Below are 21962 nucleotides of genomic sequence, written 5' to 3' on the forward strand. Positions count from 1 at the left end.
CGAAGGGCCAGGTCAGAGGAGGTTTCCTCGACCTGGCCCTCCGTCGTTCCCGGGGCCGTGATCAGCCCCGCGTGCCCCCTGCGTGCCCCTTGCGCTGTGGATCTTCCTTCGTGCCCTTGGGGCCCTTCCGGCCCTTCTTCACGAGCCCGCTCAGCGCGTCGGCGATCAGCCGGTCCCGATCGGCGCTCGCGTGCTGGTAGATCAGTGCGGCGCGGGCGGTGCTGTGGCCCATACGCGTCATCAACTCCCGTGTGCTGGCACCTGTTGACGCGGCGAGGGTGTTGCCTGTGTGCCGAAGATCATGAAAGTGCAGCCCCTTGATCCCGGCCTCACGACACGCTATGTGCCACAGCCGGTTGAAGTGGTTCCGGCGCGGGGTCGCCCCTTTGGCCCCGACGAAGACACGCCCGTCGGGGCCGGCCTCGGCGTACCGCTTCAGGTGCTCGTGGAGGTCCGGAAGGATCACCCCCGGGATGGAGACCGTCCTCTTGCCCGCAGCGCTCTTGGGCGCCTTGATCTCCCGCTGCCCGTTGCTCAGCTCGGCGACGGCCCGCCGGACGCGTACGGTCCTGTGCTCCATGTCCACGTCCCGCCGATGGAGGCCGATCAGCTCGCCCCAGCGCAGTCCGAGGAATCCGGCCATGAGGACGAGGGTGCGGTAGCGCGGCTGGATCGCCTCGGCCAACGCGTAGACCTCCTTGACCGTGGCGGTCGGACGTTCCGGGGTGTGCACGGAACTCGCGCCCTTGACCTGGCAGGGGTTCCGCCGGATCAGCTCGTCGGACACGGCCGTGCCCAGGATGGCCCGGAGCAGGGCGTATGCCTTGGCGACGGTGGTGGGCCCGGTGCCGGCGGCGAGCTTGTCGGCGCGCCAGCTCCGTACGAGGGGCGGCGAGATCTCCGCCAGGTTGACGCCGCCGAGGACAGGCTCCAAGTGGTGCTTGAGGAGCGAGCCGTAGAGCTGCCGCGTGGTGCTCGTCAGCTCACGCTCTTTGATCCAGGCGACGGCGTACGGCCCGAAGGCGACCTTCCCGGCGTCCGGGTCGCGCCAGTCCCCCTTACGCATCTCGGTCTGCTTGTCGGCGAGCCAGTCGTCCGCGTCCTTCTTGGTACGGAACGTCTCGGGCGCGGGACGGAGCTGTCCGTCCGGGCCGAGGTATCGAGCCTGATACCGGCCGGAGGGCAGCTTGCGGACCCGGCCGAACGGGCGGCGCTTCCCAGCCATCAGGCAGCCACCCCCAGACGGCGACGGCGCGGCTCGACGGTGTGGGCGTCGATGTAGGCCTGGACGGCGCTCTCGGGGATACGGACGTGTCGGCCGACCTTCACGTAGGTGATCCGGCGCTCCTCGACGAGGCGTCGGGGGAACCGCACGGTGGTGCCGAGCAGTTCGGCGACCTGGACGACGCTGAGGCGTTCGCCGGCTTTGAAGTGGCCCGATGAGATCTGGTGGCGGAGGTCGTCGGCGATGGCGTGGCGGCGGGAAGACACGGAGGCAGTCACCACTTCCTCATCAGTCGGAGAGCGATAAGGCGGCTCCGCGCGTGCATCGTCAGGACCTCGCCCGACTCGAAGAACAGCCGCTTGGCGCCGGCGGGAAGCTGGACGAGATCGGTGACACGGCACGGTTGGCCGCCGATCTGGATGACGTCGCCACGTTGCACGTTGATCGAGGTGATCTCGATGTTGGCGGCGAGCGCGCCGCTGGGAGCCCAGCCACTCATGGGTTCACCTGCCGCGGGTCCGGCGCAGCGTCCGGGACGTGGCAAGAGCAGTCACAGGCCTCGTAGATCACGGGGACGCCGACGGGTGCGGCTGCGGGGGACGACTGGGCGCACTCGTGGTGTGTGCCGATCGCGCACGAGCTCGACCGGTAGATGGCCCTCGTGGGCGGCGCAGGAGGGGGTGTGGGGAGGTGCCGCCCACTGGTGCGGGCGGCGGTGGGACCCATACGGTTGTGCACGCTGATCAGCTCCTATCGCTGACGGCCAGGTCCCCGGACGTCGCCCGTCGCGGGGACCGCTTTGTTTACGGCGGCCCAGAGGGTGCGGCCGGTCAAGCTGCTGGCGAATAGCCCGAATCGGTCGGCCTCCGCCACGACTTCCAGGACCTCCCGCCACGATTCAGCGGGCAGCGCTTCCGGTACCTCCACTTCGATCGACGTGTACGTGGTGTGCGGCTCCACGCGCGTGGCCAGCCCGAGGGCCGACAACCGGGCGGCGAGGTCCTCGGCCCTTGATTCCGATGCGGGCACAGGGCCTCCGTCGCCGTTTGAACACGTTGAGTGAAGCTAGTTAACTAGATTAGACCTAGTGGACTAGATTTTCCACATGCCTGAGCAGCCGCCTTATCTCCGCATCGCCGACGTCCTGCGGCAGCGGATCGCTGAGCATGTGTGGACGGTCGGCGATCGGCTCCCTTCCCGTGCTCAGATCGCCGAGGAGTGTGGGGTCGGCGAGAACGTGGTTCGCCGGGCGCAGGAGTTGCTGATCTCCCAGGGAGTGCTGGAGGGGCGCGCGGGTTCGGGCACGTACGTTGCCGAGCCTCGTCGGCGTGTGCGGGTCGTGCGGTCCTCGGCTCGTGAGCAGCCCGGTGGCTCTCCGTTCCGGGTGGACATGCAGGCCCTGGGGAAACAGGGCAACTGGGAGAGTCGGACGGAAGCGAAAGTGCCGGCTCCGGCCGAGATCGCGGCGCGACTCGGGATCGCCGCGGGTGAACTGTGCGTGCGGACCGTTTACGAATTCCTCGCTGATGGTCGGCCCGTGCAGTTGTCGACGAGTTGGGAGCCGTACGAGCTCACCGCGGGCACGCTGGTTGTCCTGCCGGAAGGCGGACCGCATGCCGGCGTTGGCGTCGTGAACCGGATGGCCACGATCGGGATCACGGTCAGCCACGCTGTGGAGCAGCCGGAGCCGCGGCAGGCGACGGCCGAGGAGGCATCGCTCCTCGGGCTCCAGAAGGCCGCTCTTGTCACGCACATCCGGCGGACGTACTACAGCGACCAGGGACAGCCCGTCGAGACGGCGGACATCGTCGTCCCCGCCGCGCTGTGCGAGATCGTCTACGAGATCCCTGTCGTTCGCTAGCGCGCCGATCGGCCCCAGGTCAGAGCTGGCGTGCCGGGCGGAGGTCCTGGGCGGCCAGTACGGCCCACAGCGTCCTCCTGCCCCACTCACGGGACTCTGAGCAGCCGGCATGACTGTCGCTGACCGGTCTGGCTAGGGCTACGGATCAGGTGTTGCTGCCGGCGTTCAGTTCTGCCTTCCGCCGGCGCGAGTAGCCCTGGAGGTCCTGCTTGATGGCCATGACTTCCTCGACCGGGATGCGGATGGGCCCGCAGTGCTGGGCGTCGCACGAGCGGGGATACGTGCCGTCAATGAGTGACACGCCACTGAGGACGACCCAGCCGTCGTCGTCGATCTCCGTGCAGAGCACCGGGTGGAAGAAGCAGTCCTCGTAGATCTCCCCTACTCGGATCCCGGCCGGGTTTCGGGGGTCGATGTCCTTGGCCATGGCCCTCAACCTGCCACACGCGGGTGGACGAAGGCTCCGGAGATTGGAGCAGCATCCGTCACCTCCATCGAGCTAGGGCCAGGCTGATGGGTCGGGAAGGGGGGTGGAGTCGGAGCTGCACGAGGACGCGGAGCCCGCAGGCTCGGCGCACTCTTCTGAGCCACCCCCCATGGCCGCGTCGTACCGTCGTGCGGTGCCAGGCCGGCCCAACATCGGGAAGGCTAGTCCGGGGCACTGACAGCAGGCCGTGTCCCCCGCCTGCCCGAACGGGAGGGCTTCCGTGGGGAGCCTCGGGGAATGCCGGCGAGGCGGGCGGGGGCGTGCAGGTCAGGGTCTTGACCGGTCAGGGGGTGGGTGCGTACGCGATCTTCCACAATGCGTTCATGGAGGAGCTTGAGCGGTCTCAGGGCGACGTCTGACCCTCCGAGCGCGCTGCTACTGGAGTGCGCGCCGCTCGGGCAGCCGTCCGCCGATGCAGGCCACCAGTTCGCTGCCGTCTTCGGTGAGGAAGAGTTGGTAGATCCATGAGCTGTCGACGGCTGTGATCTTCCCTGTGCGGACCGGCTGAGCGTGCTCGCGGAGCAGTTGCACCCCTCGTTCCAGGCCGAGGGTTTCTACGCCCCTTCGCTGGTACGACCTGCGCCGGCTCTCATAGCCCCGGGCGCGGACCTCGGAGGACAACGTGATCTCCTCCCACACGACATACTCGCCGCCGCCGACGAGGGCCGCCAGAGCAGCCTTCGATGCCTCGTCGTCGCCGGCCAGCAGCCGCATCAGCTCATGTCGTTCCATGGTCAGCCCTCCCCCCATCTGAATCCTGCTGGAGCGCGGCAGGGCAACGCAACGCCGTTAAGGTCCTCGGCATGACCAGCAATGTGCCGACCTGCCCGGAGTGCAGCCAAGCCATGAAGTTCGGCGGATTCGTACTCTGTCAGCGGGAGGACGACGGCGAGCGGGTCTGCCGGGGTGTGTGGAAGTGCCCTACGCCGCATGTCTGGTGGAACTGGGCCGACCGGCCGCACGAGACGTTGGAGGCGTGCCCGATGCCGGAGATGTTTCTCTGACATTCGTGTCTGCCCGCGTGCCCTTCGTGTGCCCGGTCGGACGGCGAGTGGTGGGGAACCACGGTCATCTGTGGTGGCCACTCGGCTCGTGTGCAGGTCAGCGGCTTGGCAGGTCGGGCCTCCTGCTCATACGCGATCTTCCAAACTAGCTAAGCGGGTTCGATTCCCGTCACCCGCTCAGAAGTACGAAGGGCCAGGTCAGAGGATGTTTCCTCGACCTGGCCCTTCGTCGTTGCCGGGGCTGTGATCAGCTCCCCGCTCAACGCGCCGTCAACTCCCGTATGCCGAAGATCACGGAAGTGCAGCCCCTTGTCCCGGCCTGCCCGTTGCTCATCTCGGTGACGGCGCGACTGACCCCTACGGCCCGGTGTTCCAGGTCTTCTCCAACGGTCCGCTCGAGCACGAGCGTGGCGATCCATACTCTTTGCCGACTTATGGCCGGGAGCAGGACGACGAGCCGGTAGAAGCGGCGCCGTGGCAGCCGTGAGCGCGGCCCATACGGCGAAGGGGCGTCGCCCACGTGATGTCCACGCAGGCGACGCCCCTTGCAGGGACGCGTCCGGATCAGTTCACCGCACGGTCTTCGAACCGAGTTCGCCGGGCTTCTTCGGCACCCACGGGTGCACGGCGGTGGCCTCCTCGGGGGCGGACTCGTCCATGGTCACGCGCCAGACGTCCTTGCCGTCCACGCTGATGGCCCGAACCTGGATCTGCTTGATCTGGCCGGTGTCGTGCAGATAGAGCACGACCTCCTGCCGGACCGAGCCCTCGTCGTAGAACTCCGCGGTCACCTTGCCCCGGGCTCCCTTGCCGAATGCCGCGATCCAATTCTCGGCAGTCTTCTCGGGAACGCCCTTGTCCTCCTTGTCGGCCACCAGCGACGCCAGCTCGCCCACCTTGCCGTCCGCGATGCGCCACACCACCTGCTGGGTGATGCCCAAGGATCCCGTGGACGGATATCCGACCACGGCGAGCGGCGGGTGGCTGCCGTAGTCACCGGCGTACGCCACGTCTTCGGCATCGTAGGCCGAGGAGCAGGCGGTCAGCATGCCGACGGTCAGCGCGGAGACGGCCACCGCCCGCAAGGCCGGACCCGGCCTCATCGAGACCTCGGCCTGAGCGCGCTGACCCCGACGATCGGGTTGGGGCCGGTCCTGTTCCGGGCCATGATCGCCTGAAGCGTGTCGTGGGGGTTGTAGCCGTGCTGGGCGACACTGACGACGCCTTGGTTATTGCCGGTCACGACCGCCGCATGGTTGTGCACACCGTTGTCCTTCTTCCATTCGAAGAACAGGATGTCTCCGGGGCGGAGATTGTACACACGGTTGACGTATCCGGGCTGGCGGTAGTTGAACATGTGCTGGAACAGATTCTGAGCCGCTGACCAGGTGTGGCTGTTCTTCTTCCACGACGTCCAAGAGGTGTTCCGCCACCAGGCACGGTCCTGCCAGTACGCCCAGTGGCGCATCTTCATGCCGCCACCGTTGTAGAGGGCCTTGGACACGAAGTTGGTGCAGTCGTTGGTGCCGTACTCCCTCGGAATCCGGCCGGCGTAGTTCCAGGCCCAGCTTGCGGTGCCCGAACCGTTGACGTAGGAGGCCGTGAGAGCGCCGGCCGCGGAGGGGTCCGACACAGGGAACCCGTCCTCGCCCAAGAGGATGCTCTCTGCGCCATCGGTGGGCACGCCCGTGATGTCGGCCGGCGTAGCGGCCACCTGGGTTCCCGCCGCAGCCGTGGCGGACAGTTTCTGCCCCGCCTCGCTGTCATCGGATTCGCTCTCGAGCTTCACGGTCCCGCCCGAGACCGTGAATACGAACCGCTTGGCCCGCCGGTCCTCCGACACCTCGTCGACGCCGTTGACCCGCAGGGTCATCGTCTGGATGACAGTGGTCCGTACCAGCACGCGGTCAGCCCCACCATTGGCGATCATGGTGTCCGTCAGGGCCGAGGAGGCACCCACGTATGCCTGGTTCTGCGTCCCCAGCGCCACGAGCCCCCCGATGAGGGAGGCTTCCTGCACGTCGAGGACCGCACCGAAGACCGCACCGTGCGGAGACTCGGCCGCCGCCTCGGCAGTAGTGGCCCTGACACCCGTGGTGACCTTGTTGCGGGCGCTCAAGTAAGCCTGGACATAGTCCTTGTACGGCGTGGTTCCGCCGAGCACGGAAGCACCCTGAGCCAGTGCGGAGCGGGACACCGGGCCGCTGCCGACGGCGTTCTTCGCCGTCACCGAGACCCGGTAGGAGGTCGCGTTGTTCAGCCCGGAGAAGACGGCGCGGAGCGCCGTGCCCTCCCAGGTGCCCACCACCGTACCGTCGCTCTTCTCGGCCTTGGCCACGTACGTGACGTCACCGGTCGTCCCACCGTCGAGCGGGGCGTTCCAGGTGGCGAGCAGGCCGGTGTCACCCGGGGTGGTGACGACCTCGCTGACCGCGCCGGGAGCGGTCGGCGGCAGGTACTCGACCGTCAGCTTGGGACGCAGGGCGGGGTCCGCCGCCGCACCCGAGTGGTAGGAGGCTCCGGCCACCGTGCCGGGGACGGTGAGGGCCAGTCCCTCGTTCTTGCCGCGGTCGATCCAGGACTGCACCAGCATGCCGAAGTCGACCTCGGACAGCGCGAGGTCGGAGACGTAGCTGTCGCTGCCCGCGGCCGTGAGGAGATCCTTGCCGCTCTGTGTCGCGGTCCACGGCGTGGACAGCTCGAACGCCTCAGGCTTCTGCGCCTCACACGCCGTGGTGCAGTCGGCACGGGTCAGCGACAGCTTGGCGGAGGTGACCCGCGCCCCCACCGGCAGTGCGGTGAGGTCCGCCTTCAAGTGGACGGCCCACAGGTGGCCGTCAGCGCTGCCGAGCCGGAGCTGCCCGTTCGGCGGCGTGGCGCAGCCGGGCGCGTCGCAATCGGTGGCCACCGTCACGCCCGTGAGAGAGGTGCCCGTGAGGACCAGAGACTGCGTGGCGGGCATCGGCGGCAGCGGCTGGAGGCGGACGGTCAGGCTCTGTTCGGCCGACCAGGGCGAGCATCCGACGCTGTCGCAGGCCCGTACGGACCAGCGGTAGCTCGCGCCGTCCGCCAGTTTGCCGTCCGGGATCTCCAGGGCGGCCCGGCTGCCGCTCTCCACCCACACGGGGGGCAGCGGAACACCGGGGATCGGGTTCCCGGCCGCGTCCTTCAGCGAGAACTCGGCGCTCACGCGGGTCTGCGCCGGGGTCGTGACGACCGCGGACAGGATGGGCGTCAGGGTCTGCTGGGCGCCGGCCTGGATGTCCTGCGGAGCGTCGGGCAGCGGGCTGACGGTGAAGGTGGTCCAGTTGGACCAGGGGGACCAGCTGTTGCTGTAGTGCGTGCCGTCGTACGGCGAGGTGCGGAAGCGGTACATGCGCCCGTGCTGGAGCACGCCCGCGGGTACGACGACCGAGGCCGGGGTGCCGGCGGGTACGTACGGCGAGACCAGGGTGCTGCCGACCTGGGTGTTGGTGGCCGCGTCGAAGATCTGGAAGGTGCCGTTGACCGTGTCGCCGTCCTTGTCCGCGAACGTGTCGCGCAGGGTCGGCGTCGTCGTATCGACGCGCCAGGCGGGGGTCTTGTCCTGGACGAACGGAGGGCCGGCCTCCTGCTTCGTGCCGGTCTGCGGACGGTAGTTGTAGGTCACCGTCAGCTTCGGCGGGTTGGCCGTGGCGTTCGCGGAGTTGACGCGCTTCCACTGCCCGCCGACCGACTCCGAGGCGGCCCGCAGGCCCATGCTGGACAGCGGCGCCTTCGCGGAGGCCCACGTCTGCACGAGGGTGGTCACGTCGGCGTTGATCCAGCCGTCCGGTGCCGAGGCGCAGCCGGGGTTGCCGCGGGTCTCGGTGGAGGTGGCGTACTTGGTGGTCATGGCGGGCTGGTTGGTCCAGCGGGACGCGGTGCTCGGTGCTCCGGAGCTCCAGACCTCCCACGGCTGCGCGACGCAGTCGGTGTTCCCGGAGTGGAAGTTGAACAGCGAGAGCTTGGCGTCGGAGACCAGCGCGTCCGCGATCGGAGCCGTGTTCCAGGTGAGGAAGGAGCGGGCGGTACGGAAGGTGCCGTCGCCGTTCTTCGTGCCCGGGTTGCCGAGGTCGAGCTCGGTGTCGTTCGACCAGTCGACGGTCTCGCCCTGCTGGACGTAGGTGTCGAAGACGCTGCCCAGGGAGGAGGTCGACGGGTCCACGGTCACCGGGTACTTGGTGGCCGGGTCCGCGAGGAACTTCGCGTCCGGGGTGACGACCAGGTCGACCGTGCCCCTGCCCTGGACGACCTTCATCGCCACGGGCACCTTGCGGGTGTGCTCGCCGGAGACCGGGTCGACCGTGGAGTCCCACATCACCGGCGCCGGCATGACCGCGGTCCGCTTGCTCTTGCGGTCGGTGAACTGCACGCTGCCGTCGGCCTGCTGTTCCACCTTCAGGCCCTTGGCCACCAGCGGCAGGGTGTACGCGTAGTTCCCGCCGGCCGGCCGCTGCTTCAGCTCGACGAACTGTTCGAAGCCGCTGCGGGTGGCCTCGATGACGACGTCACCGCCGGGGACGGCGTCGGTGTACTCGGCGCGGGCCCCGTCGAGCTTCGGGGTCGGCAGGGCGCCCTTCCACTTGAGGGCGATCTGCTGGTCGCCCTCGCCGAGGGTGACCAGGTCGGTGCTGATGAAGCTCGCCGACGGCGCGGCCGAGGGGGCGGCCTTGGCCATGCGCGGGAGGCTGCCCGCGGCCAGCTTCAGGCCCTGCGGGTGGGCCTTGGACGCCACGGAACCGTCCGAGCCGCGGCCCAGGTTCACATCGACGCTTCGCCAGCCGCGCGCCTGCTGGTCGTAGAACCGGACCGGCCCGGCGGCCACTTCGGTCGTGAGGGTGCCGTTCGGGTTCACCCAGGTGGTGGAGGTCTCGGACCGTTCCGAGACGGCCTCCACGCGGTGGCCGGCCGTGCGCGCGGCCACCCGGGCACGCGCGAGGTTGAGTTCTTCGGTCACCTTGCCGGTCTTGGTCGCGGACCCGGCCGGAGCCGCGCCCGCCGTGCTCGAGCCCTGGAGCAGGGTGGCGGTCACGATGAGGGCCGCCCCGCCCGCTATCCAGTGCGAGGTACCCCAGGGCCCTCTCCCACGGCGTCGCGCCGCGGAGAAACGAGTAGCCATACTTCCTCGGTCTTTCGGTCAGTACCTGGTGATCCAGGTACGAGAGGAGCAACGTAGCGCTCTGACCAGGAAGTTCTGACTCGCATTCGGACAATGAGGACACAACTCGCGCCGCAGTGATCCACTTGTGATGTGCTCGGGCCGAGCCGGAGAGTGTTCGGCTCAGCGGCCTCCGATACGGCGGCCTCCCGGATCGCGGCACCCTCGCGGTCCGCGGGAACCATGCGACGATCGCCCGGCCGGCGGCTCGGACTCCGTCCGGGCTCCCGCCGGTCCGGCGGGTGTGCTGAGGCGACCACGCCGAGGGACGGGGAGGGCCGACGCGGTACGGAGGGGCGGGACCGGTGATATGAGGGCGGGTGCGCGGCCGGTCCGCGCAGGACGCACCACGCCGCCGGGGGTGGCGCCCGGGACCCGGTCAGAGCTTGATGTTCGCGATCATCGTCGCCAGTGAGTTCAGGAAACGGTTCACGTCGTCCGCGATCGAGCTCGACGCGAGGAAGAACCCGAAGAGCGCCGCGACGATGGCGGGACCCGTCTTGATGTGGTTGCCGCGGATCAGCACCACCAGAATGACCGCCAACAGAACCACCACTGACAGCGAAATGGCCACTACTGATCACACCTTCGGTCGTCCCCTGGTCGGCCCGGGGGGTACGGCCAGGCACACCCCCACATGGACCATCCTCCCACCAACGGGCCCCGGCTATACGCCCCGTGACGAACAGCCCTGGTTCCGTTTCCGCCAAGCCTCATGTGCGACAGGAATATTTCGGGCGCGAGGCGCAGGTCACGGGGTGGTGAGGCCGAGGAGGGAACGGATATTCGCATACTTTGCGGACAGCCGCTCGCGCGTGGGGTCGTCCAGTACGGACAGGCGTACGGGGTCCGCGTTGTGCGCGATGTCCGCCTCCTTGACCAGCAGGGCGCCCGGGGTGGCCAGGATGCGGGCCGCGTACTGCTCGACCGGTTCGCCGGGGCGCTTGGTGACCGCGAGGACGATGTCCTTCACCGTCTGCGGGAGAGCCGCCGCATCCAGCCAGGTGAGGCTGAGGGCCTCGTCCTCGATGGAGTCGTGCAGCCAGGCCGCTGCCTGCTGTTCGGCGCTGCCGCCGCGCAGCCGGACGCCCTCGGCCACCGCCGCGAGGTGTTCGGCGTACGGCCGGCCGGCCTTGTCGGTCTGGCCCTCGTGCGCGCTGCGCGCCAGGGACTCGACCTCGATGAGGGTCAGGGGGCTGTTCGTCATGCGATCTCCCTTGCCGCTGCGCCGAGTGCCTCCGCTGCCCGGCGCACATCGTCGTGTGTGGTGCGCCAGTTGGAGAACGCGGCACGCAGGCCTGCGGTTCCCTCGTAGACGGTCGGAGTGACGAACACCTCGGCGCCGGCGGCTTCGCGCAGCGCGGTCAGCCGGTCCGGGGTGGGGGCCTCTGCGAGGGTGAAGCAGACGACGTTGAGGCGGACCGGTGCGAGGAGGGTGAAGGCGGGGTCCGCCTCCAGGGCGGCGCCCAGGGCGCGGGCGCAGGCGATGTCGCGTTCGACGATCTCCCGGTGGCCCTCGCGGCCGTACGCGCGGAGCGTGAACCAGGCGGCGAGGGCGCGCAGCCGGTGGGAGTTCTCCGGGGTGAGGTGGACGAGGTCGGGGTGGTCGCCGAGGGGGCCGAGGTAGGCGGCGGAGTTCTGGAAGACGCGGGCCTGCAGGTCCCGGCGGCGGGTGAACTGGACGGCGCTGTCGTAGGGGACGTTGAGCCATTTGTGCAGGTCGACGCAGAGGGAGTCGGAGGCGTCGAGGCCGTCGGCGAGGTGTGCGTGTTCCGGCGAGAGGGCGGCGAAGGCGCCGAACGCGGCGTCGGTGTGCAGCCAGAAGTCGTGGCGCTCGCGGAGGGCGGCGACGGCCCGGAGGTCGTCGAAGTCGACGGTGTTGACGGTGCCCGCATTGGCGACGACCACGGCCGGTCCGGGCGTGTCGGCGAGCGCCCTGTCCAGGGCGGCGGGGTCGACGGCCTCGCGGCCGGGGAGGGTGGGGACGCGGACCAGGGAGTTGCGGCCGAGGCCGAGGACGGAGAGGGCCTTGGCGATCGAGGAGTGGGGGGCGCCGGAGAGCACGCGGACCGGACCGAGGGCCGCGGCGCCGTCGTCGGCCGGGGAGACGCCGAGGCGTTCGCCGAGCCATTCGCGGGCGATGGCGAGGCCGGTGGTGTTGGACATGGTGGCGCCGCTGACGAAGGTGCCGGTGTGGGCGGGCGAGAGGTGGAAGAGCTCGCGGAGCCAGCCGACCGTCTCGCGTTCGAGGTCCTGGCCGACGCCGTCGAGGGCGGAGTTGGAGTTCTGGTCGTGGGCGGCGGTGAGCCAGTCCCCCACGAGGGCGGCCGGGGTGGCGCCCCCCGTGACGAAGCCGAGGTAGCGCGGGCCCGCGGAGGCCGACAGCCGCGGCTCCCAGCGGTCGCGGAAGTCGGCGAGGGCGGCTTCCGTACCCCTGGCGTGCTCCGGGAGGCCTTCCGGGAGGGGCTGCGGGGAGTGCGGCTCTCCGGTGGGCGCTACGACGGGACGCGCGTCCAGGGTGGCGAGCGCGTCGGCGGCGGCTGCGCGGGTGGCGTCGAGGAGTTCGGGGAGCCGGGCGAGGTCGGCGGCGAGCGTGCGGTCCATGGGGGCACGGTAAGCGCGGCCGGGGCCGAGGGGGCGATCCAATCCGCGGGGAGTGGCCCGCGTGCCGTCGTAGGCTCATCGGATGATCACGGAGCAGTGGGGCGCGCGGTGGACACGGGGCCTGGCCGGCGGCGTGATCGCCGTGGCGGCCGTGACAGCGGTGGCGGGGTGCGACGCGCCGCCTCCGCCGGAGCCGGCCCCGAGGCCGACGGCGGCGGCCCGGGCGGACCGGCCGACGCAGCCCACGCAGCCGACGCAGCCCACGCAGCCCACGCAGCCCACGCAGCCCACGGCTGAGCCGTGCCCGGACGGCGGGGTCAGGCTCGTCGAAATGGACGGGAACGCGGCGATGGGGCTGCGCGTGGCGGACTTCCGGCTGGTCAACTGCGGTGCGCAGCCGTACGTCCTGGAGGGCTACCCGCAGCTGTCGCTGCGCGACGACCGCAACGGCCCGGTGGAGGTCGCGGTGGAGCACGGGACGGAGGGGATCACCACGGGAGTGCCGGACATCGGGGAGGCGCCGGGGCAGGTGACGCTGGCCCCGGGGCAGGCGGCCTCGTTCGTGATCGTGTGGCGCAATCTCGTCACCGACTCGTCGGTGCCGGCCACCACGGCGCGGAGCGTGGAGGTCGAGCCGCGGCCCGGCGCGCCCCGGCTGTCGCTGCGCCTCTCCGCGCCGGTGGACCTCGGGAACACCGGGAAGCTGGGGCTCGGGCCGTGGCGGCCGGTGGTCCGCTGAGGCTCAGCCGGCGGCGAGGGCCGGAGCGCGCCGGGCGGTGAGCGCTGTCATCCGGGCCGCGACGGCCGCGGCCGGGCTGCGCGGCAGCCGGTCCGCGATCAGGCCGTCGGCGAGGAAGAGCACCTGGTCGGCGTGGGCGGCGGCGGCCGGGTCGTGGGTGACCATGACGACGGTGGCCCGCAGGGAGTCGACGGCGTCCCGGAGCAGCGCGAGGACCTCGGCCGCGGTGGTGGTGTCGAGCGCGCCGGTGGGTTCGTCGGCGAAGACCACGTCGGGCCGGGTGACGAGGGCCCGGGCGATGGCCACGCGCTGCTGCTGGCCGCCGGACAGTTCGGCGGGGCGGCGGCCGCCCTTGCCCTCCAGTCCGACGCGGGCGAGCAGCTCGGCGGCGCGGGCCCGGTCCCGGTGCGCGGATCGGCCGCCGGCGAGCCGTACGGGGAGCAGCACGTTCTGCTCGACGGTGAGCGAGGGCAGCAGGTTGAAGGCCTGGAAGACGAAGCCGAGGCGGCTGCGGCGGAGTTCGGTGAGCTCGTTCTCGTTCATGCGGGTGATCTCGGTACCGCCGAGCCGGACGGATCCCTCGGTGGGCAGGTCGAGTCCGGCGGCGCATTGCAGGAAGGTGGATTTGCCGGAGCCGGACGGGCCCATCACGGCGGTGAAGCTGCCGCGCGGCAGGCCGAGGTCGATCCCGCGCAGCGCGTGCACGACGGAGCCGCCGCGTCCGTACGTGCGTCGTACGCCGCGCAGCTCGACGGCCGGAGCGGTGTCGTACCGCTCGTCCGTCGTGTGCTTCTGCCGCCGCTCGCTCCGTCGGAGCCCCATGGTGTGCCGCCTCTCGCCGCCGCCTTGACCGTGCCTGTGACGCTACGGATCACGGCGGGCCGGCGGCCATGACGCCGCCCGGCGGACCGGGGGTGGGGCCAGCCCCACCCCCGGTCAGGCGGAGCGGCGGATGAGCAGCAGGGCGCGGTCGTCGTTGACGTCCTTGGCGACCTTCTCGATCAGGTGCCAGGTCGCGCCCTCCCAGCCGGCGGCGACGTAGCGGTCGGCCTCGCCGGTCAGGCGGTCGATGCCTTCGCTGATCTCGCGCTCGGCGGTCTCGACGAGGCCGTCGGTGAAGAGCATCAGGACGTCGCCGGGGCGCAGGTTGCCGCGGGCGGGGATGAACTCGGCCCCGTCGTAGACGCCGAGCAGCGGTCCCTCGCCCGACTTCTCCTGCCAGCGGCCGGTGCCCGCGCAGAGCTGGAGGGCGGGGAGGTGGCCGGCCGAGAGGAGTTCGTAGTCGCCGCTCTCCAGGTCCAGGACGAGGTGGATGGAGGTGGCGAAGCCCTCGTCCCAGTCCTGGCGGAGCAGGTAGCCGTTGGCGGCGGGCAGGAAGCCGTGAGGGGGCAGTGCGCCGAGCAGTCCGCCGAAGGCGCCGGACAGCAGCAGGGCACGGGAGCCCGCCTCCATGCCCTTGCCGGAGACGTCGGTCAGGACGATCTCCAGGGTCCGGCCGCCGTTGGTGCGGGCCGCGACCACGAAGTCGCCGGAGAAGGACTGTCCGCCGGCCGGGCGCAGGGCCATCTCGCGGTGCCAGCCGCGCGGCAGGGCGGGCAGCTTGCTCTGCACGCGGATGCGTTCGCGCAGGTCGAAGAGCATGGTGCCGCCGCGCCGCCAGGGCACGCCGACGCGGCTGCGGAACTGGGCGATGACCAGGCCGAAGAACCCGCAGGCGGCGACCACCAGCACGGTGCCGGGGGTGACGCGTGCCGGGCCCTGGGTATAGGGGCCGAGGACGAGGGCCTCGACGATCAGTGCGGCCGCGGAGGCGGCGTACAGGGCGAGGAGGCTGGCGGGGCGCAGCAGCAGTCCGCCGGCCACGATCGGCAGGACGAGCGCCGAGGGCGAGAACCAGACGGGCAGCATCAGCGTGCCGCACGCGATGGCGGGCACGGTGAGGAGGAGTCCGCCGAAGGCGAGCCAGTCGGAGGCGTCGCCGCGGAAGTAGTCGACGGCCGATTTGCGCAGGGCTGTGCGGCCCCGGTGCGACAGCATGCGCATCCGGGCCATGAGGGATTCCACGCGTGCTCCGGCCATTGCTTCGGGACCTTATCCATCCTGGCTGTGGATGCGCAGGGGTACCCCCGGACCAGAGGTCCGGACCGGCCCGAAAACCGATCGACTGGGAGGGAATGCCCTGATAGGGATGGCCATATGGCTCTTGAGATGCGCGTAGCACGAGCGGATGAGTGGGATGTCTGGTACGGCCAGCTGGAGCTGGCGTTCGGCGGTGTACCCGAATCCCCCGAGGATCGGGAGTTGTACAGGTCGCTGACGGACATCGACCGCTCGCTCGGCGTCTGGGACGGTGACGCCTGCGTCGGCTCGGCGGGCGCCTTCACCTTCCGGCTGTCCGTGCCGGGTGGCGCGATCGTACCGGCGGCCGGTGTCACGGCGGTGGGCGTCTCCCCCACCCATCGCCGGCGCGGGATACTCACCTCTTTGATGCGGCGCCAGCTCGACGACATCCGGGCGGGCGGCGAACCGCTCGCCGTGCTGACGGCCTCGGATCCGGCGATCTACGGGCGCTTCGGCTACGGCACGGCCACCTACGCCTTGTCGCTGGAGGTCGACACGACCCGCGTACGGCTGTCCGTACCGCCGGGGACGGACGCGGTACGGCTGCGGCTCGTGGACCCGCAGGAGGCACTGGCCGACTGCGAGCGGGTGTACGCGGCGTTGGCCCCCACCCGGCCGGGCATGCTCGCCCGGCAGCCGGGCTGGGAGGCACTGCCGGTGCTGGACGCGCCGTCGGGCCGCGGCGGCGCGTCGGAGCTGAAGTGTGTGGTCGCCGAGCGGGAGGACGGCGAGGTGGTCGGGTACGCCCGCTACCGGGTCAAGCCGGACTGGGACCAGTCGGGTTCGGACGGCAAGGTCGAGGTGAGCGATCTCGACGCGCTGGACCCGGCTGCGTGCGCGGCCCTGTGGCGCTACCTGTTCTCGATCGACCTGACGTGGACGGTACGGGCGCGGCGGCCGGTGGACGATCCTGTGCTGCACCTGGTGAGCGACATCCGGCGGTCGAGGCCGCGGATGCGGGACGCGCTGCACGTACGGCTGGTGGACCTGGCGGCGGCGCTGGAGGCGCGGACGTACGGGGCGCCGCTGGACGTGGTCATGGCGGTGGCGGACGCGTTCTGCCCCTGGAACGAGGGGCGGTGGCGGCTGGTGGTGGACGCCAAGGGCGTGGCCCGCTGCACCCGGACCGAGGAGCCGGCGGACCTGGAGCTGTCGGTGCGGGAGCTGGGGTCGGCGTACCTGGGCGGGATCATCCTCGCCTCGCTGGCCGCGGCCGGCCTGGTGCGGGAGTCGCGGCCGGGCGCGCTGACGGAGGCCTCGCGGGCCTTCGCCGGGGACGTGGCGCCCTGGCTGCCGCACGGCTTCTGACGCGCCCGCGTCAGCGGGACTGACAGCCGGGGCACCAGAAGAGGTTGCGGGCGGCGAGGTCGGCGGTGCGGATCTCGCCCCCGCAGATGTGGCACGGCATGTTCGCCCGGCGGTAGACGTACACCTCGCCGCCGTGGTCGTCGACGCGGGGCGGGCGGCCCATCACCTCGGGCAGGTGCTCGTCGCGGACGGTGTCGATGCGGTTGTTGCGCACGCCCTCGCGCATCAGGGCGGCCAGGTCGGCCCACAGGGCGTCCCACTCGGCGCGGATGAGGTCCCTGCCGAGGCGGTAGGGGTCGATGCCGTGCCGGAAGAGGACCTCGGCGCGGTAGACGTTGCCGACGCCCGAGACGACCTTCTGGTCCATGAGCAGCGCGGCGATGGTGGTGCGGGAGCGGGAGATCCGGGCCCAGGCGCGGTCGGGGTCGTCGCCACTGCGCAGCGGGTCCGGTCCCAGCCGGTCGTGTATCGCCTTCTTCTCGCCCTCGCCGATCAGTGCGCAGGCGGTGGGGCCGCGCAGGTCGGCGTAGTGGTCCTCGTTCAGCAGGCGCAGCCGGACCGTGTCCGTGGCGGGCGGGGCCGGGGCGGGGCCGAAGCCGAGCTTGCCGAAGAGACCGAGGTGGATGTGGATCCAGGCGTCGCCGAGTTCCAGGAAGAGGTGCTTGCCGTGGGCCTCGGCACCGTCCAGCTCGCGCCCGTCGAGTACGGCCGCGCTCTGCTCGAAGCGGCCCTGGGGGCTGCTGACGCGGACCGGCCGGCCCGCGAACCGCTCGGCGTGGTCCTCGGCGAGGCGGTGGATCGTATGCCCCTCGGGCACGGCACTGCTCCTACGTCTGGAAACGGCCGTGCCGCCGGGGACTCCGGCGGCACGGCGAAGCGGAAGATCAGCCCTGCGGGTGGTGGGCCGGGATCGGGGGGAGCTCGCCGGTCGTCTCGTAGGCGGAGAGCATCTCGATGCGGCGGGTGTGGCGCTCCTCGTCGGAGTACGGGGTCGCCAGGAAGGCCTCGATGAAGCTGACGGCCTCGTCCTGCGTGTGCATCCGGCCGCCGACGGAGATGACGTTGGCGTTGTTGTGCTCACGGCCGAGCTGGGCGGTCTGGACGCTCCAGGCCAGGATGGCGCGGACGCCCTTGACCTTGTTGGCGGCGATCTGCTCGCCGTTGCCGGAGCCGCCGATCACGATGCCGAGGCTGTCGGCGTCTGCGGCGGTCTTCTCCGCGGCGCGGAGGCAGAACGGCGGGTAGTCGTCCACCGCGTCGTAGATGTGGGGCCCACAGTCGACGGGCTCGTGGCCGTTGTTCTTGAGCCAGTCCACCAGGTGGTTCTTGAGCTCAAAGCCGGCATGGTCGGATCCGAGGTACACGCGCATGGGACGAGTGTGGCACGTGGAGGTCCGACAGCCTCCAGCGGGTGTCGCGTAAGTCACTTCTAAAGCTCAAGTAAACCCAAAGAGCCCAGATGGGACAGGGCGGACGGGGGGTCCTGGATGTTCACCCCAAGGCAACGATCCGGATTGAGGTCTTCCGTCCTGCGTTCATCTCAGGTTTGAATGCCGGGGCTCGCAACCCGAGAACCTAAGGATCCGTCCATGAGCTCCACGACGACCCTTCAGAAGGAAGGCGGCCCCACCGGCAACCCCGGTGACGGCCAGCCCTCCGACGGTCTGAAGGCCGGTCTCAAGAACCGCCACCTGTCCATGATCGCCATTGGCGGCGTCATCGGCGCCGGCCTCTTCGTCGGTTCCGGCGGCGGTATCGCCAAGGCCGGACCCGCCATCCTGATCTCCTACGCGCTCGTCGGCGCGATGGTCGTCTTCGTGATGCGGATGCTGGGCGAGATGGCCGCCGCGAGCCCGAACTCGGGTTCCTTCTCGGCGTACGCCGACCGCGCGCTGGGCCGCTGGGCGGGCTTCTCCATCGGCTGGCTCTACTGGTTCTTCTGGGTCGTCGTGCTCGCGGTGGAGGCCACCGCCGGTGCCGCCATCCTGGAGAACTGGATCCCGGCCGTCCCGCAGTGGGCCTGGGCGCTGATCGTGATGGCGGTGCTGACCGCCACCAACCTCGGCTCCGTCGCCTCCTACGGTGAGTTCGAGTTCTGGTTCGCGGGCATCAAGGTCGTCGCCATCGGCGCGTTCGTGATCGTCGGCATGCTGGCCGTCTTCGGCCTGCTGCCGGGCTCCGACAACCCGGGCGCCGGCTTCGCGCACCTCACGGACACCGGCGGGTTCTTCCCCAACGGTTACGGCGCGGTCCTCACCGGTGTGCTGATGGTCGTCTTCTCCTTCATGGGCAGCGAGATCGTCACCCTGGCCGCCGGCGAGTCGGAGAACCCCCGCAAGGCGGTCACCCGCGCCACCAACTCCGTCATCTGGCGGATCGGCGTCTTCTACCTGGGCTCGATCTTCATCGTGCTGACGCTGCTCCCGTGGAACGACAAGTCGATCACCGAGAAGGGCTCGTACGTCGCCGCCCTGGACTCGATCGGCATCGCGAACGCCGGCACGATCATGGAGGTCATCGTCCTGACCGCCGTGCTGTCCTGCCTGAACTCGGGCCTCTACACCGCTTCCCGCATGGCCTTCTCGCTCGGTGAGCGCGGTGACGCCCCCAAGGCGTTCGCCAAGGTCAACAAGAACGGTGTGCCGGTCGCCGCGATCCTGGGCTCCACGGTCTTCGGCTTCGTCGCCGTCTACTTCAACTACGCCTTCAAGGACACGGTCTTCAACTTCCTCCTGAACTCCTCGGGTGCCATCGCGCTCTTCGTCTGGCTGGTGATCTGCTTCACCCAGCTGCGGATGCGCGGGATCCTGGTCCGCGAGGCCCCGGAGAAGCTCACCGTGAAGATGTGGCTGTTCCCGTGGCTGACCTGGGCCACCGCCGCACTGATCATGTTCGTGATCGGCTACATGTTCGTGGACGACGCGAACCGCGAGGTCGTCACCCTGTCCACGCTGGTCGCCGGCCTGGTCGTGCTCGTCGGTGTGATCCTGGACTTCCGCCGCAAGAAGGCCCTCCAGGGCTGATCGCTCGTGCACGTACGCCGGAGCCCGGCCCGCCTTCACAAGGCGGGCCGGGCTCCGGTGCGTGCGGCCCGTGTCGGGGGCGGCTCAGCCGCGACGGCCGGCCAGCTTCCAGGCGGCGGGCAGGGCGCCCATGGCCAGCGCGGCCTTGAGTGCGTCGCCGATCAGGAACGGGACCATGCCCTTCGCGACGGCCACGCCGAGGGACATCCCGGTGGCGGCCATCAGGTACGGCACGCCCACCGCGTAGATCACGGCGGAGCCCAGCACCATCAGGCCGGCCGTGCGCAGGACCGAGCGGTCGCCGCCGCGCCGCGCGAGGGCGCCGACGACGGTGGCGGCCAGCAGCATGCCGAGCACGTAGCCGAAGGAAGCGCCGCCCGCACCGGAGGTCCCGCCCGCGAACCACGGCACACCGGCCATGCCGACGAGGGCGTACAGCGCCAGCGACAGGAAGCCGCGGCGGGCACCGAACGCGGTACCGACGAGCAGGGCGGCGAAGGTCTGGCCGGTCACGGGGACCGGGGAGCCGGGAACGGGAACCGCGATCTGGGCGGCCAGCCCGGTGAGCGCGGCGCCGCCGACGACGAGCGCGATGTCGCGGACGCGGCTCGCGGGCAGCAGGTCGGCGAGGACGGCGCCGGGGCGCAGGGAGACGGAGGCAGTGCTCATCGGGAGGCTCCACGGGTGGGGGTGGCGGGACGATCACCGACGCTAATGCGCGGTCCCCCGCCGCCCCAGCGCTGCCCGGGACAAGCCCCGCTCCCCGCTTTGGTGGGGATCACACAAACCCTGAGCCCCACACCTAAGACGACGTGATCCTCGTCACGAGGAAGATCCGACAACACGTCCGTTTTGCACGGACGACCGCCGCTCAGCAAGACTGTAGGGTCCCGCCAATCCTGTTGCGGAGCCACCACCGCCGCTGGGCCGAACGAGAGTACGAGCACCCTTCATGCGCGAGCGCCTGGAAGAAGCACCTCCCACGACGGGCGACCTGCCCGCGGAACCCCTCAGCCACAGCCTCAAGCAGCGCCACCTGACCATGCTGGGCCTCGGCGGCGTCATCGGCGCCGGGCTCTTCGTCGGCTCCGGAGCCGGCATCGGCATCGCCGGTCCCGCGATCATCTGCTCCTACCTGCTCGCGGGCGTCCTCGCGATGCTGGTGATGCGGGCGCTGGGCGAGATGTCGGCCGCGATGCCCGCCTCGGGCTCCTTCTCCGTCTACGCGGAGCGCGCGCTCGGGCGCTGGGCCGGCTTCTCGGCGGGCTGGCTGTACTGGTTCCTGCTGGTCGTGGTGCTGGCCGTGGAGGCCACCGGCGCGGCGAAGATCGCGAACGGCTGGGTGCCGTCGGTCGACCAGTGGATCTGGGTCCTGCTCTTCATGGTGGTCTTCACCGTGAGCAACCTGGCCGCGGTGAAGAACTTCGGCGAGTTCGAGTTCTGGTTCGCCGCCCTCAAGGTCGGCGCGATCGTGCTGTTCCTGATCCTCGGCACCCTCGCGGTCTTCGGCCTGCTCCCGGACACGGACCCGGTCGGCATGGCCAACCTCACCGGCCAGGGCGGTTTCTTCCCCGCGGGCTTCGGCGGCGTGGTCGCGGGCATGCTCGCGGTCATCTTCGCCTTCGGCGGCCTGGAGGTCGTCACCATCGCGGCCGCCGAGTCGGACGACCCGGCGCGCTCGGTGTCCCGGGCGGTGCGCAGCGCGGTGTGGCGCATCCTCTTCTTCTACGTCGGCTCGATGGTGGTCATCGTGACCCTGCTGCCGTGGAACTCGCTGAAGCCGGGCGAGAGCCCCTACGTCGCCGTCCTCGACTCGATCGGCATCCCGGCGGCCGGCCAGATCATGAACATCGTGGTGTTCGTGGCGCTGCTGTCGGCGCTCAACGCGAACCTGTACGGGTCCTCGCGGATGGTGTTCTCGCTGGCCGAGCGCCGTGAGGCGCCGCAGGCGCTCCTGAAGGTCTCGGGCGGCGGGGTGCCGCGCCGGGCGGTGTTCGCCTCGGTGGCCTTCGGCTTCGTGTCCGTGGTGCTCAACCTGCTGTGGCCGGACACGATCTTCCTCTACATGCTCAACGCGGTCGGCGCGGTGCTGCTGTTCGTGTGGGCGCTGATCGCGGTCTCCCAGCTGAAGCTGCGCCGGATCATCGAGCGGGACATGCCGGAGCGGCTGACCCTGCCGATGTGGCTGTTCCCGTACGCCACCTGGGCCGCGCTGGCCGGGATGGCGGCGGTCCTGGTCCTGATGCTGTTCGACGATTCCGCCCGTCCCCAGCTGCTGTGGTCCACGGGTGCGGCGGCCGTCGTCCTGGTCGTGGCCCTCGTACGGGAGCGGCGCACCCCGAAGTCCTGACCGGCCGCCGGCCCACGGCGCCTCGCGAAGAAGGCCCCCCGCGCACCCGGCGCGGGGGGCC

At 70.6% G+C, this 21962-nt stretch carries 22 protein-coding genes and 1 pseudogene; 6 read left to right on the top strand and 17 right to left on the bottom strand.

Annotated features, from left to right (window positions below; genetic code table 11):
- Window positions 1-61: 61 nt before the first annotated feature.
- The 4 genes from OG753_RS16085 to OG753_RS16100 all read right to left on the bottom strand — a co-directional run bounded on the left by OG753_RS16085 (window position 62) and on the right by OG753_RS16100 (window position 2254).
- Entirely contained in the window at window positions 62-1225 is a 1164-nt protein-coding gene (locus OG753_RS16085; protein ID WP_405788881.1) for a tyrosine-type recombinase/integrase, read from the bottom strand.
- Window positions 1225-1446: an excisionase family DNA-binding protein gene (locus OG753_RS16090; protein ID WP_405792690.1), complete on the bottom strand. Its 222-nt coding sequence runs from the start codon at window positions 1444-1446 to the stop codon at window positions 1225-1227. The genes OG753_RS16085 and OG753_RS16090 overlap by 1 nt, the downstream gene beginning before the upstream one ends.
- 53 nt (window positions 1447-1499) lie before the next feature.
- Window positions 1500-1724 carry a hypothetical protein gene (locus OG753_RS16095; RefSeq protein ID WP_405788882.1) on the bottom strand — a complete coding sequence of 75 codons (225 nt, stop codon included), beginning with the start codon at window positions 1722-1724 and terminating at the stop codon, window positions 1500-1502.
- 251 nt (window positions 1725-1975) lie between these two features.
- Window positions 1976-2254, bottom strand: coding sequence for a hypothetical protein (locus OG753_RS16100; protein WP_405788883.1), 279 nt, complete (start codon window positions 2252-2254; stop codon window positions 1976-1978).
- Between the two features lie 76 nt (window positions 2255-2330).
- Between OG753_RS16100 and OG753_RS16105 the strand changes: the two genes are divergently transcribed.
- Window positions 2331-3086 (top strand): GntR family transcriptional regulator, encoded by a 756-nt coding sequence (locus tag OG753_RS16105; protein ID WP_405788885.1) that lies wholly within the window; start codon window positions 2331-2333, stop codon window positions 3084-3086.
- 145 nt (window positions 3087-3231) lie between these two features.
- On the opposite strand, the gene OG753_RS16110 is transcribed toward OG753_RS16105, so the two are convergent.
- The gene (locus tag OG753_RS16110; protein WP_405788887.1) at window positions 3232-3513 is read right to left on the bottom strand and encodes a hypothetical protein; all 282 of its coding nucleotides are present in this window, start codon (window positions 3511-3513) and stop codon (window positions 3232-3234) included.
- A 435-nt stretch (window positions 3514-3948) separates the two neighbouring features.
- A complete protein-coding gene (locus tag OG753_RS16115; RefSeq protein WP_405788888.1) occupies window positions 3949-4305 on the bottom strand; it encodes a hypothetical protein in 357 nt (118 codons plus the stop codon).
- A gap of 71 nt (window positions 4306-4376) precedes the next feature.
- On the opposite strand from OG753_RS16115, the gene OG753_RS16120 reads away from it, so the two are divergent.
- Complete coding sequence (locus OG753_RS16120; RefSeq protein ID WP_385061124.1) at window positions 4377-4577, top strand: dehydrogenase; 201 nt, start codon at window positions 4377-4379, stop codon at window positions 4575-4577.
- 569 nt (window positions 4578-5146) lie between these two features.
- On the opposite strand, the gene OG753_RS16125 is transcribed toward OG753_RS16120, so the two are convergent.
- The 6 genes and pseudogenes from OG753_RS16125 to OG753_RS16150 all read right to left on the bottom strand — a co-directional run bounded on the left by OG753_RS16125 (window position 5147) and on the right by OG753_RS16150 (window position 12360).
- Window positions 5147-5680 carry a hypothetical protein gene (locus OG753_RS16125; RefSeq protein WP_405788890.1) on the bottom strand — a complete coding sequence of 178 codons (534 nt, stop codon included), beginning with the start codon at window positions 5678-5680 and terminating at the stop codon, window positions 5147-5149.
- Complete coding sequence (locus tag OG753_RS16130) at window positions 5677-7539, bottom strand: amidase domain-containing protein (protein WP_405792692.1); 1863 nt, start codon at window positions 7537-7539, stop codon at window positions 5677-5679. Before OG753_RS16130 ends, OG753_RS16125 begins: the two co-directional genes overlap by 4 nt.
- 321 nt (window positions 7540-7860) lie before the next feature.
- Window positions 7861-9630: pseudogene (locus OG753_RS16135) on the bottom strand (DNRLRE domain-containing protein); the annotation flags it as partial.
- 505 nt (window positions 9631-10135) lie between these two features.
- Window positions 10136-10330, bottom strand: coding sequence for a membrane protein (locus OG753_RS16140; RefSeq protein ID WP_030008564.1), 195 nt, complete (start codon window positions 10328-10330; stop codon window positions 10136-10138).
- A gap of 177 nt (window positions 10331-10507) precedes the next feature.
- Window positions 10508-10963, bottom strand: a complete 456-nt coding sequence (locus OG753_RS16145; protein WP_327262471.1) for an HD domain-containing protein — start codon at window positions 10961-10963, stop codon at window positions 10508-10510.
- Entirely contained in the window at window positions 10960-12360 is a 1401-nt protein-coding gene (locus tag OG753_RS16150; protein WP_405788891.1) for a pyridoxal phosphate-dependent decarboxylase family protein, read from the bottom strand. Before OG753_RS16150 ends, OG753_RS16145 begins: the two co-directional genes overlap by 4 nt.
- A gap of 82 nt (window positions 12361-12442) precedes the next feature.
- On the opposite strand from OG753_RS16150, the gene OG753_RS16155 reads away from it, so the two are divergent.
- Window positions 12443-13099: a DUF4232 domain-containing protein gene (locus tag OG753_RS16155; RefSeq protein ID WP_405788893.1), complete on the top strand. Its 657-nt coding sequence runs from the start codon at window positions 12443-12445 to the stop codon at window positions 13097-13099.
- 3 nt (window positions 13100-13102) lie between these two features.
- Here the strand turns inward: OG753_RS16155 and OG753_RS16160 are convergent, their stop codons facing one another.
- Both OG753_RS16160 and OG753_RS16165 read right to left on the bottom strand, forming a co-directional pair.
- Window positions 13103-13921, bottom strand: coding sequence for an ABC transporter ATP-binding protein (locus tag OG753_RS16160; RefSeq protein WP_327262474.1), 819 nt, complete (start codon window positions 13919-13921; stop codon window positions 13103-13105).
- A 114-nt stretch (window positions 13922-14035) separates the two neighbouring features.
- A complete protein-coding gene (locus tag OG753_RS16165; RefSeq protein ID WP_405788895.1) occupies window positions 14036-15178 on the bottom strand; it encodes a PP2C family protein-serine/threonine phosphatase in 1143 nt (380 codons plus the stop codon).
- A gap of 117 nt (window positions 15179-15295) precedes the next feature.
- On the opposite strand from OG753_RS16165, the gene OG753_RS16170 reads away from it, so the two are divergent.
- On the top strand, window positions 15296-16528 hold the full coding sequence (locus OG753_RS16170) for a GNAT family N-acetyltransferase (RefSeq protein ID WP_405788897.1): 1233 nt from the start codon (window positions 15296-15298) through the stop codon (window positions 16526-16528).
- 10 nt (window positions 16529-16538) lie between these two features.
- On the opposite strand, the gene OG753_RS16175 is transcribed toward OG753_RS16170, so the two are convergent.
- Window positions 16539-17345 carry a DNA-formamidopyrimidine glycosylase family protein gene (locus tag OG753_RS16175; protein ID WP_327262477.1) on the bottom strand — a complete coding sequence of 269 codons (807 nt, stop codon included), beginning with the start codon at window positions 17343-17345 and terminating at the stop codon, window positions 16539-16541.
- A gap of 67 nt (window positions 17346-17412) precedes the next feature.
- Window positions 17413-17898, bottom strand: coding sequence for a ribose-5-phosphate isomerase (locus tag OG753_RS16180; RefSeq protein ID WP_202201560.1), 486 nt, complete (start codon window positions 17896-17898; stop codon window positions 17413-17415).
- A 219-nt stretch (window positions 17899-18117) separates the two neighbouring features.
- Between OG753_RS16180 and OG753_RS16185 the strand changes: the two genes are divergently transcribed.
- Window positions 18118-19551 (top strand): amino acid permease, encoded by a 1434-nt coding sequence (locus tag OG753_RS16185; protein ID WP_327262478.1) that lies wholly within the window; start codon window positions 18118-18120, stop codon window positions 19549-19551.
- An 84-nt stretch (window positions 19552-19635) separates the two neighbouring features.
- On the opposite strand, the gene OG753_RS16190 is transcribed toward OG753_RS16185, so the two are convergent.
- Window positions 19636-20220: a biotin transporter BioY gene (locus OG753_RS16190; RefSeq protein WP_327262479.1), complete on the bottom strand. Its 585-nt coding sequence runs from the start codon at window positions 20218-20220 to the stop codon at window positions 19636-19638.
- 283 nt (window positions 20221-20503) lie between these two features.
- Here OG753_RS16190 and OG753_RS16195 point away from each other — a divergent pair, with 283 nt between their 5' ends.
- The gene (locus OG753_RS16195; protein WP_327262480.1) at window positions 20504-21901 is read left to right on the top strand and encodes an amino acid permease; all 1398 of its coding nucleotides are present in this window, start codon (window positions 20504-20506) and stop codon (window positions 21899-21901) included.
- The last annotated feature ends 61 nt before the right edge of the window (window positions 21902-21962 follow it).

It is taken from the genome of Streptomyces sp. NBC_00029 (assembly GCF_045160505.1).
In the GTDB taxonomy this organism is placed as follows: domain Bacteria; phylum Actinomycetota; class Actinomycetes; order Streptomycetales; family Streptomycetaceae; genus Streptomyces.

What these genes read in the sequence shown, in the direction of transcription:
- OG753_RS16195 (WP_327262480.1), top strand. Translation starts at nt 20,504, where the DNA reads ATGCGCGAGCGCCTGGAAGAAGCACCTCCCACGACGGGCGACCTGCCC.
- OG753_RS16145 (WP_327262471.1), bottom strand. Translation starts at nt 10,963, where the DNA reads ATGACGAACAGCCCCCTGACCCTCATCGAGGTCGAGTCCCTGGCGCGC.
- OG753_RS16165 (WP_405788895.1), bottom strand. Translation starts at nt 15,178, where the DNA reads ATGGCCGGAGCACGCGTGGAATCCCTCATGGCCCGGATGCGCATGCTG.
- OG753_RS16155 (WP_405788893.1), top strand. Translation starts at nt 12,443, where the DNA reads ATGATCACGGAGCAGTGGGGCGCGCGGTGGACACGGGGCCTGGCCGGC.
- OG753_RS16105 (WP_405788885.1), top strand. Translation starts at nt 2,331, where the DNA reads ATGCCTGAGCAGCCGCCTTATCTCCGCATCGCCGACGTCCTGCGGCAG.
- OG753_RS16160 (WP_327262474.1), bottom strand. Translation starts at nt 13,921, where the DNA reads ATGGGGCTCCGACGGAGCGAGCGGCGGCAGAAGCACACGACGGACGAG.
- OG753_RS16115 (WP_405788888.1), bottom strand. Translation starts at nt 4,305, where the DNA reads ATGGAACGACATGAGCTGATGCGGCTGCTGGCCGGCGACGACGAGGCA.
- OG753_RS16095 (WP_405788882.1), bottom strand. Translation starts at nt 1,724, where the DNA reads ATGAGTGGCTGGGCTCCCAGCGGCGCGCTCGCCGCCAACATCGAGATC.
- OG753_RS16125 (WP_405788890.1), bottom strand. Translation starts at nt 5,680, where the DNA reads ATGAGGCCGGGTCCGGCCTTGCGGGCGGTGGCCGTCTCCGCGCTGACC.
- OG753_RS16130 (WP_405792692.1), bottom strand. Translation starts at nt 7,539, where the DNA reads ATGCCCGCCACGCAGTCTCTGGTCCTCACGGGCACCTCTCTCACGGGC.
- OG753_RS16120 (WP_385061124.1), top strand. Translation starts at nt 4,377, where the DNA reads ATGACCAGCAATGTGCCGACCTGCCCGGAGTGCAGCCAAGCCATGAAG.
- OG753_RS16190 (WP_327262479.1), bottom strand. Translation starts at nt 20,220, where the DNA reads ATGAGCACTGCCTCCGTCTCCCTGCGCCCCGGCGCCGTCCTCGCCGAC.
- OG753_RS16185 (WP_327262478.1), top strand. Translation starts at nt 18,118, where the DNA reads ATGAGCTCCACGACGACCCTTCAGAAGGAAGGCGGCCCCACCGGCAAC.
- OG753_RS16085 (WP_405788881.1), bottom strand. Translation starts at nt 1,225, where the DNA reads ATGGCTGGGAAGCGCCGCCCGTTCGGCCGGGTCCGCAAGCTGCCCTCC.
- OG753_RS16150 (WP_405788891.1), bottom strand. Translation starts at nt 12,360, where the DNA reads ATGGACCGCACGCTCGCCGCCGACCTCGCCCGGCTCCCCGAACTCCTC.
- OG753_RS16170 (WP_405788897.1), top strand. Translation starts at nt 15,296, where the DNA reads ATGGCTCTTGAGATGCGCGTAGCACGAGCGGATGAGTGGGATGTCTGG.
- OG753_RS16180 (WP_202201560.1), bottom strand. Translation starts at nt 17,898, where the DNA reads ATGCGCGTGTACCTCGGATCCGACCATGCCGGCTTTGAGCTCAAGAAC.
- OG753_RS16110 (WP_405788887.1), bottom strand. Translation starts at nt 3,513, where the DNA reads ATGGCCAAGGACATCGACCCCCGAAACCCGGCCGGGATCCGAGTAGGG.